The 12058-nt window shown below is 65.9% G+C and carries 7 protein-coding genes; 2 read left to right on the forward strand and 5 right to left on the reverse strand.

Translation table 11 applies throughout. The annotated features are described in order from the left end of the window. The first annotated feature begins 134 nt into the window (after positions 1-134). Together N5C25_RS19175 and N5C25_RS19180 are read left to right on the forward strand one after the other, a co-directional pair. On the forward strand, positions 135-1811 hold the full coding sequence (locus tag N5C25_RS19175; RefSeq protein ID WP_019661476.1) for a long-chain fatty acid--CoA ligase: 1677 nt from the start codon (positions 135-137) through the stop codon (positions 1809-1811). A gap of 200 nt (positions 1812-2011) precedes the next feature. After that, positions 2012-2881, forward strand: coding sequence for a crotonase/enoyl-CoA hydratase family protein (locus tag N5C25_RS19180; protein ID WP_012480080.1), 870 nt, complete (start codon positions 2012-2014; stop codon positions 2879-2881). Between the two features lie 12 nt (positions 2882-2893). On the opposite strand, the gene N5C25_RS19185 is transcribed toward N5C25_RS19180, so the two are convergent. The 5 genes from N5C25_RS19185 to N5C25_RS19205 all read right to left on the reverse strand — a co-directional run bounded on the left by N5C25_RS19185 (position 2894) and on the right by N5C25_RS19205 (position 11740). Then, positions 2894-5074, reverse strand: coding sequence for a response regulator (locus N5C25_RS19185; protein ID WP_058979998.1), 2181 nt, complete (start codon positions 5072-5074; stop codon positions 2894-2896). A gap of 544 nt (positions 5075-5618) precedes the next feature. Then, positions 5619-6758, reverse strand: coding sequence for a two-component system response regulator (locus N5C25_RS19190; RefSeq protein ID WP_019661474.1), 1140 nt, complete (start codon positions 6756-6758; stop codon positions 5619-5621). A gap of 205 nt (positions 6759-6963) precedes the next feature. Next, a complete protein-coding gene (gene lysS / locus N5C25_RS19195) occupies positions 6964-8475 on the reverse strand; it encodes a lysine--tRNA ligase (protein ID WP_021202068.1) in 1512 nt (503 codons plus the stop codon). A gap of 175 nt (positions 8476-8650) precedes the next feature. Continuing rightward, entirely contained in the window at positions 8651-10291 is a 1641-nt protein-coding gene (locus N5C25_RS19200) for an acetolactate synthase large subunit (RefSeq protein WP_279937669.1), read from the reverse strand. A 63-nt stretch (positions 10292-10354) separates the two neighbouring features. Continuing rightward, the gene (locus N5C25_RS19205; RefSeq protein ID WP_279937671.1) at positions 10355-11740 is read right to left on the reverse strand and encodes an NAD-dependent succinate-semialdehyde dehydrogenase; all 1386 of its coding nucleotides are present in this window, start codon (positions 11738-11740) and stop codon (positions 10355-10357) included. Positions 11741-12058: the final 318 nt, after the last annotated feature.

Raw genomic sequence — 12058 nt, forward strand, 5'->3', positions numbered from 1 at the left:
TTTGACGCGTTCGCACAATGCGCCACGCAAACCCCTCTTCGCGTTTTCCCTACGGCGGGGTATGCTGCAATGAACGGCCATTGTCGATACGCTCGGGGCCGAACCTAATACATCACGATTCCTGGAGGGGGAATATGAGTCTGGATCGTCCCTGGCTGCAGAGCTATCCGAAAGGCGTTCCCGCCGAAATCGACGTCAACGAGTTCCATTCGGTAGCTTCGGTCTTCGACGCTTCCGTCGCGAAATTCCGCGACCGTCCCGCCTACTCCAGCTTCGGCAAGGTCCTCACCTATGGTGAGACAGACGCGCTGGTCACCCAGTTCGCCGCCTACCTGCTGGGTGAGCTCAAGCTCAAGAAGGGTGACCGCGTCGCCCTGATGATGCCCAACTGCCTGCAGTACCCGGTGGCCACCTTCGGCGTGCTGCGCGCCGGCTTGACCGTGGTCAACGTCAACCCGCTGTACACTGCGCGCGAACTCAAGCACCAGCTGGTAGACGCCGGCGTCAGTGCGCTGGTGGTGGTCGACAACTTCGGCGACACCGTCGAGCAGGTCATCGCCGATACGCCGGTCAAGCACGTGGTCACCACCGGCCTGGGCGACCTGCTCGGCGCCAAGGGCGCGATCGTCAACTTCGTACTGAAGTACGTCAAGAAGATGGTGCCCAACTACCACATCAAGGGCGCCGTCCGCTTCAGGCAGGCGCTCAAGCTGGGCAGCCGCCACGCGCTTCCGCCTGTCGAGATCGACCACGACGACATCGCCTTCCTGCAGTACACCGGCGGTACCACCGGCGTGGCCAAGGGCGCGATGCTGACCAACCGCAACCTGATCGCCAACATGCAGCAGGCGTCGGCGTGGCTGTCCACCTCGGGCATCGAGCCGGGCAAGGAAGTGATCATCACGGCCCTGCCGCTGTACCACATCTTCGCGTTGACCGCGAACGGCCTGGTCTTCATGAAATTCGGTGGCTGCAACCACCTGATCACCAACCCGCGCGACATGAAGGGCTTCGTCAAGGAGCTCAAGGGTACCCGCTTCACCGCCATCACCGGTGTCAACACGCTGTTCAACGGCCTGCTCAACACCCCCGGCTTCGACGAGATCGACTTCTCCTCGGTCAAGTTCACCCTGGGCGGTGGCATGGCCGTCCAACGTGCCGTGGCCGAACGCTGGAAGAAGGTCACCGGCGTGACCCTGGTCGAGGCCTACGGCCTGACCGAGACCTCGCCGGCAGCCTGCATCAATCCGCTCACCCTGCCCGAGTACAACGGCGCCATCGGCCTGCCGATCCCGTCCACCGATGCCTGCATCAAGGACGACAACGGCAACATCCTGGCGCTGGGCGAAGTGGGTGAACTGTGCATCAGGGGCCCGCAGGTGATGAAGGGCTACTGGCAGCGCCCGGAGGAAACCGCCACCGCCATCGACGCCGACGGCTGGCTGCACACCGGCGACATGGCGAAGATGGACGAACAGGGCTTCTTCTACATCGTCGACCGCAAGAAGGACATGATCCTGGTGTCCGGCTTCAACGTGTACCCGAACGAGGTCGAGGACGTCATCGCGATGATGCCCGGCGTGCTGGAAGTGGCTGCGGTCGGTGTCCCGGACGAGAAGTCCGGCGAGGTCGTGAAGGTCGTGATCGTGAAGAAGGACCCGAACCTGACCGCGGAAATGGTCAAGGAACATGCCCGGGCCAACCTGACCGGTTACAAGCACCCCAGAATCGTAGAATTCCGAAAGGAGCTGCCGAAGACCAACGTCGGCAAGATTCTCCGTCGCGAGCTGCGTGATACGCCCGCCCAGTAAGGGTTTCCGGGCAACACGACAGTACAGGGGACCCCGCCGGAGACGGCGGGGTCTTTTTATTGCCGGAACATGGCCGGCCCGGCGCTTGCGGGCGGTTCACGACGGGTGCATAGAATCAGTCGCCGCCGCATGTTCAGCTCGCCCCCTCACTCCTCTCCGTCCGCTCTGCGGTTGGCCGGACGGTCACACGGAGAACTCCCATGTCTGCAGTACGCCCCATCATTACCCGTCCCTCGCAGCACCCTACCCTGCGTATCACCGAAGAACCCGAGCGGGACGTTTACTGGATCCATATGCACGCCAACCTGGTCAACCAGCCAGGCCGGCCGTGCTTCGCCTCGCGCCTGGTCGATGACATCGTCGACTACCAGCGCGAACTGGGCGATCGCCTCAGCGCCTCGCACGCTCTGTCACCCCATGTCGTACTTGCCTCGGACAGCGACGTGTTCAACCTGGGCGGCGATCTCGAACTGTTCTGCCGCCTGATCCGCGAGGGCGACCGCGCCCGCCTGCTCGACTATGCCCAGCGCTGCGTGCGCGGCGTGCATGCCTTCCATGCCGGCCTGGGCACCCGTGCCCACAGCATCGCCCTGGTCCAGGGCAATGCACTGGGGGGCGGCTTCGAGGCCGCACTGAGCTGCCACACCATTGTCGCTGAGGAAGGCGTGTTGATGGGCCTGCCGGAGGTGCTGTTCGACCTGTTCCCCGGCATGGGCGCCTACTCCTTCCTGTGCCAGCGGATCAGTCCGCGACTGGCGGAGAAGATCATGCTGGAAGGCAACCTCTACACCGCCAGCCAGCTGAAGGAAATGGGCCTGGTCGACATCGTGGTGCCGGTGGGCGAAGGTGTTGCCGCAGTCGAACAGGTGATCAAGGAAAGCCGACGCATCCCGCACGCCTGGGCGGCGATGCGTGAGGTCAACGAGATCGCCACCATGGTGCCGCTGCATGAAATGATGCGGATCACCGAGATCTGGGTAGACACTGCAATGCAGCTCGGCGAGAAATCCCTGCGCACCATGGATCGGCTGGTACGGGCGCAGGCCCGACGCAATGGCGACCCGGCCTGATCGTCTGGCGGGTCAGGACGGGCTGCGCTCGCTGTCGTCGCGGTGCGGTGCCCCCGCACTACGGGCAGCCAACGCATTCCTGCCGTTGCGCAGAGCGGTCGCCAGGTTGCTGAGGCGGGCGCTCCATTCACCCTTCAGCTGCCAGTCCACCATGCGCATGATTTCGCCACTGGAGGCGGCAACCTGGACAAGCCCCAGGTTGCTCGCCACGCCACGCAGCGCGTGGGCGTGCTCGCGGAAATCCTCCCACGCCTGGCGCTCGCCGCAGCCCTGCAGCTGGCCCATGCTCGCGTCGACGTCCGCCAGGCATTGGTCGATGAACTTGCGTTCGAAGCCATCGCCCATGCCCAGCGACGCCAGCTCGTCCAGCACCGCGGTATCGAGCACGCCATCGCCGACCGGCAATGCAGGCACCGACTGGATGCCGGGCTCGGCGCGGGTGTTGGCGGCGACATCGGCCAGCACTTCCAGCAGGCGGGTGGCCACCACGGGCTTGGCAAGGAAGGCGCGGGCGCCGGCCTGCTCACAACGCAGGATGGACTCGGGGGTGACGTCTGCGCTCAGCACCATGACCGGAACGTAAGGCATGCCGCTGGCCTGCATCACCCGCAACTGCTTGAGCAGATCCAGTCCGCTCATGCCGGGCATGTGCAGGTCGACGATCGCTGCGTCGTAACTGGCCTGCTCCAACGCATCGAGCACTTCGGCGCCGCCGTTGACGCAGGTGACCTTGTGGCCGGCCTTCTCCAGCAGCCGCTGCAGCACCATGCGGTTGGCCTCGTGATCGTCGGCCACCAGGACCCGCAGGCTGCGCACCCGTGCACGATGGCGCAGGAAGGGGTTGGAAAACGCGATGACATTGCCGGCTTCAGCCACCTCGGACGGAACCGCCGGGGCTGATGCGGTCTCTGCGACGTCCAGCGTGATCTCGACCCAGAACACGCTGCCGCGCGGGCTGTTCGGTACATAGCCGACCTGCCCGCCCATCGACTCGACCAGGCCCTTGGCAATGGCCGTGCCCAGGCCGGTGCCCTCATGGCGACGGGCCAGGCCGACATCACCCTGCTCGAAGGCATTGAACAGGCGCCCACGCAGCGCCACCGGCACGCCGATGCCGGTATCGACGATCTCGAATCGCAGGCGCATCCGTTGGCTGCCCGGCGCGTCCGGGCTCGACACGCGCAGATGCACGTAGCCGCTGTCGGTGAACTTGACCGCGTTGCCCATCAGGTTCAGCAGGATCTGCTGCAGATGCCCGGCATCACCCAGCAGGCGCGGCGGCACGTTGTCGTCCACCTGCACGCGATAGTCCAGCGACTTGGAGCGGGTCTGCGGGGTCAGGATCAGGTTGATCGCCTGCAGCACGTCGGCCAGTGCGAACTCGTGCGACTCCACGCGCACCTTGCCGGCTTCGATCGCGGAGATGTCCAGCACCTCTTCCACCAGCGCCAGCAGGCTGCGGGTCGAGGCCTGGATGGTGTTCAGGCACTCGCGCTGTTCGTCGTCCAGGCGGGTGGTGGCCAGTACTTCGGTCATGCCCGCCAGCCCGTTCAGCGGCGTGCGGAACTCATGGCTCATGTTGGCCAGGAAGCGGCTCTTGGCTTCGTTGGCCTGGCGCGCCTCGGCCACCGCCCGGGTCAAGGCATGCAACAGCGAATCGAAGTACAGCGGAATCGCGCCCAGGCCCAGCAGCAGGCCCCAGCCCAGATAGTCGTGGCTGCGCCAGTAGGGCGACAGCATCACCGTGCACAGGAACGCCAGGCAGCCCATGGCCGTGGCCACGCGCAGGTAGGTGCTGCCGTAGCGCATGCCGTTGCCGATCGTGACCCACAGCATCACCGCATACAGCGGTGCGGCCGGCTCGCCCTGGATCGTCATGATCCAGGCCATGCAGGTGTAGTCGGTCAGCATGCCGATCACCCGGCGCACATGCGACACGCCCGGATTGACCAGGATCGCGGCCAGCAGGCCTGCGGAAATGGTCAGCTCGAAGGCGAGGATCAGCCACGTCGCAGTCAGCGCCTCACCGCCACCGCTCAGCGAGCGCCAGCCGAGATAGCTGATGAACAGCGCCGTGATGATGATGCGGATCAGGTTCTGCGCGTGCTCGCTGTCCTCGCGCCCGGACAGGCGCTGCTTGAAGCGGGCCAGCAGCGAGCGCTTGTCGGAGCCAGTGGCGGGCGTCGTATCCATGGTCGGATGTCGCATCCTTCGGCGCAGCAGGGAGGAGCAGCACAACGGTACCGCCAACAGCCCCAGCCACAGTGAAACCGCCAGGCCCAGGTTGGCCTGCCAGTAAGGGGTCAACAGCACCGTAGTGCCGAAACTGGCCATGGCCAGCACGACGGCAGCGGCCAGGTACCACGGCCCGAAGCGCAGGCCGTTGCCCACTGTCACCCACATCACCACCGCATACACCCACGCCAGCGGCTCACCCATCTGGATCATGCCGATCGCGATCAGTCCGTAATCGGCCAGCATCCCGGCCACCCGTCGCGGGTCCGAGCGCTGCGGCCTCCACAGTAGCCAGCCGAACAGCAGCAGCGACAGGCCCAGGCCGGTCACTACCGTTGCCAGCACGCCCTGGTACTGATCCAACCGGTGCAGGCGGGCACCGGACAGCAGAACATAGATCAGGATCAGCGAGATCAGCACCACCCGCACGATCGCCTGGCCATGTTCCGAATCCGGACGCTGCGCCAGCCGACGCTTCACGCGTGCGAACAGGTCCTGCATGTCACCCACCCGGTCGCGTCGATGCCGTCGAGTGCTGGGCGCAGATGTCCATCAACTGCTGGCGGCCGCGCATCAGCGCATCCACGCAGCGTGGATCGAACAGGCGGCCACGCTGTGCGTACAGATAGGCCAGTGTGGCTTCCATGGTCCATGCTTCCTTGTACGGACGGGGTGAGATGAGTGCGTCGAAGACATCGGCGACAGCAACGATCCGCGCTTCCAGCGGGATCGCTTCGCCGACCAGGCCGTCGGGGTAGCCGCTGCCGTCATAGCGCTCGTGATGGCGCAGCGCAATGAGCGCGCCCACCTGGATGAAACGGTTCTGGCTGCCACTGAGCAGCTCGTGGCCGATGCGTGGATGCCTGCGCATGATCGCCAGCTCCTCGTCATTGAGCTTGCCCTGCTTGAGCAGCACCGCGTCGGGAATGGCGATCTTGCCCATGTCATGCAGCGGTGCGGCCATCTCGATCAGGCGCACGTCGTCTTCGGGCAGGCCCAGCTGCTCGGCAATCAGCCCCGCCACGCGCGCCATGCGTTCGAGGTAGGCACTGGTGCCGGCATCACGGAACTCGATCGCCCGTGCCAATCGCGACAGGGTCTCGCGTTCGCGTTCCTCGACCTCGTGCATGCTGGCCAGCAGGCGCTGCTCCAGCGACAACGCGCGCTGCTTCACGTTCTCGGTCTGCTGGCGCAGCTGCAGCAGGTTGTAGCAGCGCGCGCGCAGTTCGCGCGGGCGGATCGGCTTGACCAGGAAGTCGATGACCCCCGCTTCCAGCGCCGCCTGCCGGATCGGCTCGTCGCCGACCACGGTGATCAGGATCACCGGGATATCGCGGTGCTTGGGCAGGCGACGGAAACGGCGGGCGAACTCCAGCCCGTCCATCTCCGGCATGCGGTAATCGAGCAGCAGCAGGTCGACCGGGTGCGCCTCGCACCAGGCCAATGCGGTCAGCGGATCGCCGAAGTCATGCACGCTCAGTTCCGGCGCGATGTCTTCGATGACGTGACGCAGCATCGTCCGCGCGGACGTCTGGTCGTCAACAATGACGATGTTCAACGCGTACTCCGCCTGGTTTCTCGACCATGCTGGATCATCAGCAGGCGAGGATACCCTGCCGCTGCGAACGCTCGCACCCTGCATCGGCCCGACTCCCGTGTCATGCGTCCCGGTTCATGATCGTCATCACATTGTGAAGCGGACTCTCCACAATGCGCACTCCCCCCGGCGCCGATCAAGCCATAACAGACGTCAAGGTAGTGCATTAACGATACGCCGAGTGCGGGAGGCGTCAATCGCGCCGTCTCATTTCGCGACGGCGCGCACAAACAGGGGTCAAAAAGACGACTTACTGCTCCGGACGCATGTACGGGAACAGCAGCACGTCACGGATCGAGCTGCTGCCGGTCAGCAGCATCACCAGGCGATCCACGCCGATGCCGAGGCCGCCGGTCGGGGCCATGCCGTACTCCAGCGCACGGATGTAGTCGGCGTCGTAGTGCATCGCCTCGTCGTCGCCGCCTTCCTTCGCGGCCACCTGGGCCTGGAAACGCTGCGCCTGGTCTTCCGGGTCGTTCAGTTCGGAGAAGCCGTTGGCCAGCTCCTTGCCGTTGACGAACAGCTCGAAGCGATCCGTGTAACCCGGGTCGTTGTCGTTGGCACGAGCCAGCGGCGAGACCTCCACCGGGTGATCGGTGATGAAGGTCGGCTGGATCAGGGTGTGCTCGACCGTGGCCTCGAAGATCTCCAGCAGCAGCTTGCCCCAGCCGTAGGACGGCTTGACGCGGATATTCAGGCGCTCGCAATGGCGCAGCAGCGCGTCGCGGTCGGTGCAGTCGGCGACGGAAATCTCGGGGTTGTGGTGGCGCACCGCCTCGTCCATGCGCCAACGGCGGAACGCCGGGCCCAGGTCGATCTTCGCCCCGTCCCACTCGACCTCGGTGCTGCCGTTGACGGCCTTGGCCACGTCACGGATCACGCCTTCGGTCAGGTCCATGATCTCGTTGTACGTGGCGTAGGCCTCGTACAGCTCCATCATGGTGAATTCCGGGTTGTGGCGGGTGCTGACGCCTTCGTTGCGGAAGTTGCGGTTGATCTCGTAAACGCGCTCCAGGCCACCCACGGTCAGGCGCTTGAGGTACAGCTCCGGCGCCACACGCAGGTACAGGTCCAGGTCCAGCGCATTGTGGTGGGTGGTGAACGGCTTGGCCGCCGCGCCGCCGGGGATGTAATGCATCATCGGCGTCTCGACTTCCAGGAAGTCGCGGCTGTCCAGCCAGGCGCGCATGGCGCGGATGATCTTCGAGCGCTTGATGAACACCGCGCGCGATTCCGGGGTCACGATCAGGTCGACGTAGCGCTGACGATAGCGCTGCTCGACGTCGGCCAGGCCATGCCACTTGTCCGGCAGCGGGCGCAGCGACTTGGTCAGCAGGCGGATCGATTCGGCCTTGACCGACAGCTCGCCGGTCCTGGTGCGGGTCAGGCCGCCTTCGACGGCGATGATGTCGCCCACGTCCCAGCCCTTGAAGGCGGTATAGGCATCGCCCAGCACCGTGCCCTGCAGGAACAGCTGGATGCGGCCGGACTCGTCCTGGATCTGCGCGAAACTGGCCTTGCCCATGATGCGCTTGGCCATCAGGCGGCCGGCCATCTTCACCTGGCGGCCATTGCCTTCCAGCGCCTCGGCGGTCCACTGCTCGGCATCGGCGAACTCTTCCTGCAGGCGGCCGGCGAAGTCCTCGCGACGGAAATCGTTCGGATACGCGATGCCCTGCCCACGCAGCGCTTTGAGTTTCTCACGGCGCTCGGCGATCAACTTGTTTTCGTCGACGGGGGGGGTATCGGTAGCTTCGCTCATGGATCTGCGGGAATCGTGTAGTGAGGGGGATGCAGCGCCCGGCACAGCCGGTTGCCCAGCATACCAAAACCGCCCTGCCCCAGCCCCGCCGCCGCCCTGCCCCGGTAGTCGCCAACCTTGGTTGGCGGTCCCTGTGTCGACCAAGGTCGACACCCACCGGAGCGCGGCGCCGGCGTCAGCCGTTCCCGGGAAACGCCTGCCGCAGCTCATCCACCAGCACCCGCTGGTTCTCCGAATAGTCCACCGGCACCGACACCAGGTGCACCCCACCCTCGTTGAAGGCCGCCTCCAGCGTCGGGATGAACTGCTCGATGGCGGTCACCTCGTGGCCCTTGCAGCCGTAGGCTTCCGCGTACTTCACGAAATCCGGGTTGCTGAAGGTCATGCCGTAGTCGGTGAAGCCATCCACCGCCTGCTTCCAGCGGATCATGCCGTAGGCACCGTCGTTGAGGATCAGCACCACCAGGTTCAGGCCCAGCCGGCGCGCCGTCTCCAGCTCCTGGCTGTTCATCATGAAGCCGCCGTCGCCGCACACCGCCAGCACCCGTCGTTGCGGGTACAGGATCGAGGCCATGATCGCCGACGGCAGGCCCGCGCCCATGGTCGCCAGCGCGTTGTCCAGCAGCAATGTGTTGGCCACCTGGGTGCGGTAGTTGCGCGCAAACCAGATCTTGTACATGCCGTTGTCCAGCGCCACGATGCCGTCCGGCGGCATCACCTGGCGCACGTCGTGCACCAGTCGTTGCGGGGTGAAACCAGCGTCCTCGGCGCGATCGGCAAGGTGCTCGAGGATGGTCGCGCGCAGCGGCAGCAGCGCATCGGCATGGGGCACCGCGCCTTCGATGCGGTCGGCCAGTTGGGTCAGCGAACGGCCGATGTCACCGATCACTTCCACCTGCGGGAAGTACACCTGCTCCACCGCCGCCTGCGAGTAGCCGATATGGATCACGGTCGGCCCGCCTGGACGCATCACGAATGGCGGCTTTTCGGTGACCTCATGGCCGATGGTCACGATCACGTCGGCCTGGTCGATGGCCATGTGCACGTAGTCGCGTTCGGTCAGCGCCGCGGTACCCATGTACAGGCCCGAGCCGCCGGCCACCGCACCCTTGCCCATCTGCGTGGTGAAGAACGGGATGCCGGCGCGCAGCACGAACGCGGACAGCGCGTCGCTGGACTGCGGCCGCGAGGCCGCCGAAGCGATCATCAGCAGCGGGCGCTTGGCGCTGCGGATGATCTCGGCCGCGCGATCCAGCGCCTCCGGGCTGGCAATCGGCCGGTCCACCGCGTGCGGGGGAATCAGTGTCACGCCCTCGACTTCATCGGCCGCGATGTCTTCCGGCAGCTCCAGCAGGACCGGTCCGGGGCGCTCTTCCTGGGCCACCCGGAATGCCTCGCGGACGATGGTCGGGATGGTGCGCGCCGAGACGATCTGCCGCGCCTGCTTGGTCAGCGGCTTCATCGTGCTGACGATGTCGACGATCTGGAAGCGCGCCTGCTTGCTGGCGACGATGCCCTTCTGGCCGGTGATCATGATCACCGGCCACGCGCCAAGGAGCGCATAGGCGGCACCGGTGGTGAAGTTGAGCGCGCCCGGGCCGAGCGTGGCCAGGCACACGCCCGGCTTGCCGGTGAGGCGGCCGTAGGTAGCGGCCATGAACACCGCCGCCTGCTCGTGGCGGGTGATGACCAGCTCGATGCTGGAATGGCGCAGCGACTCGACCACGTCGAGGTTCTCTTCGCCGGGGATGCCGAAAATACGCTCGACGCCTTCGTTCTCAAGCGCGGCGACGAGCAGGTCTGAACCCTTGGACATTGGAATGCCGTCCTTTTCGCTGGACTGGTGATGGATCGTTGCAGGAAGGTTGGAAGCAACGCGTCAATGCTTGTCGAACCACACGGTCTGCGCGTTGACGAACTCGCGGATGCCGAAGTGCGACAGCTCGCGGCCGAAACCGCTCTTCTTCACGCCACCGATCGGCACGCGCGGATCGGACGCGGAGAACCCGTTGACGAACACGCCTCCGGTCTGCAGCCGGCGCGCCAGCTGCATGGCCCGTGCACGATCGCCGGTCCACAGGTTGCCGCTGAGGCCGAACTCACTCTGGTTGGCCAGTTCCACCGCATGGTCGGCATCGCGGGCGCGGCTGATCGAGGCCACCGGCCCGAACGTCTCCGTATCAAAGGCCTGCATGCCCGGCTCCACGTCGGCCAGCACGGTGGGGGCGTAGAACGCGCCCGGGCGATCCAGCTGATGGCCACCGACGAGCAGCTTCGCGCCGGCCTCCACCGAGGCACGCACCTGCGCATCCAGCTGCTCCAGCAGGTCCTGGCGTGCCATCGGCCCGATGCGGTTGACTGCCTCGCGGCCATCGCCGATCGTCAGTGCCTGCACCTTCTGGCAGAACTGCGCGACGAAGCGGTCGTACACCGCGTCTTCAACGATGATGCGCTTGCCGGCAATGCAGACCTGCCCGGTATTCTGGAAGCGCGAGGCCACCGCCGCCTCCACGGCAGCGTCCAGATCGGCATCGGCCAACACGATGAACGGATCCGAGCCCCCCAGCTCCAGTACCACCTTCTTCAGCGCCTGCCCGGCCTGGGCGGCGATGCTGCGGCCGGCGGCCACGCTGCCGGTCAGGGTGACTGCCGCAATGCGGTCATCGGCAATCGCGCGGCTGGTGCCCTCGCGGCTGATGTTGGCGGCGATGAAGGTGCCTTCCGGCAGCCCCGCGTCGCGCCAGGCGGCGTCGAGCAGCTGCGCGGTACCGACGATGTTCTCGGCCGGCTTCAGCAGGAAGCCGTTGCCACCCATCAGGATCGGCACCGCCGCGCGCATCACCTGCCAGTACGGGAAATTCCACGGCATGATGCCCAGCACCACGCCCAGCGGCAGGTAGGACACGTAGGCCTTGTCATCGGGCACCTGGGTGGGTTCGTCACGCAGGAACTGCGCGCCATGGTCGGCGTACCAGTCGCACAGCACGGCGCACTTCTCGATCTCGGCCAGTGCTTCGGCCTGGACCTTGCCCATTTCGGCAGTGGCCAGCGCGGCCAGCTTTTCACGGTCACGGCGCAGTACGGCGGCCATCGCACGCAGCACTGCGGCCCGCTGTTCGAGGCTGCTGGCGCTCCAGGCGGCGAAGCCGGCCTGGCCACGCTCGAGGATCGCATCCAGTTCGGCATCGGTGGCGAAGGGATGGCTGGCGATCTGCTGGCCGGTAGCCGGATCGCGGGAAATGGCGGTGGTGGGGGCAGCGGACATGCAGGGCTCCTGGTGTCTCGACAACGGGCGGTGGCCCGTCTCCTGCACAGGAATGTGGACCCGATTGGCGGAGGCAACAAGGCGTCTGCTTATCCTGTGACCTGCACTTACCTGCCTGAATGGGGATAGGTGCCGGCAGGGCTGCGCCCTGCACCCGCAGAGGCCAGGGCAACGTCAAGGTCAAAGGCCTGCATTCCGTGGGATGGCGGGGTGGGTCCGGTTGCGGGGGACGGCGTGAATACGTCCATGTAGCCTCGGTCGCGCCATCCATGGCGCTCACGCCCCCGCAACCGGACCCACCCCGCCTTCGACAGTTTT

The sequence above is a fragment of the Stenotrophomonas sp. GD03958 genome (assembly GCF_029839005.1).
GTDB classification, from domain to species: Bacteria; Pseudomonadota; Gammaproteobacteria; order Xanthomonadales; family Xanthomonadaceae; genus Stenotrophomonas; species Stenotrophomonas hibiscicola.

What these genes read in the sequence shown, in the direction of transcription:
- N5C25_RS19200 (WP_279937669.1), bottom strand. Translation starts at nt 10,291, where the DNA reads ATGTCCAAGGGTTCAGACCTGCTCGTCGCCGCGCTTGAGAACGAAGGC.
- N5C25_RS19180 (WP_012480080.1), top strand. Translation starts at nt 2,012, where the DNA reads ATGTCTGCAGTACGCCCCATCATTACCCGTCCCTCGCAGCACCCTACC.
- N5C25_RS19185 (WP_058979998.1), bottom strand. Translation starts at nt 5,074, where the DNA reads ATGGATACGACGCCCGCCACTGGCTCCGACAAGCGCTCGCTGCTGGCC.
- N5C25_RS19190 (WP_019661474.1), bottom strand. Translation starts at nt 6,758, where the DNA reads ATGCAGGGTGCGAGCGTTCGCAGCGGCAGGGTATCCTCGCCTGCTGAT.
- N5C25_RS19175 (WP_019661476.1), top strand. Translation starts at nt 135, where the DNA reads ATGAGTCTGGATCGTCCCTGGCTGCAGAGCTATCCGAAAGGCGTTCCC.
- lysS (WP_021202068.1), bottom strand. Translation starts at nt 8,475, where the DNA reads ATGAGCGAAGCTACCGATACCCCCCCCGTCGACGAAAACAAGTTGATC.
- N5C25_RS19205 (WP_279937671.1), bottom strand. Translation starts at nt 11,740, where the DNA reads ATGTCCGCTGCCCCCACCACCGCCATTTCCCGCGATCCGGCTACCGGC.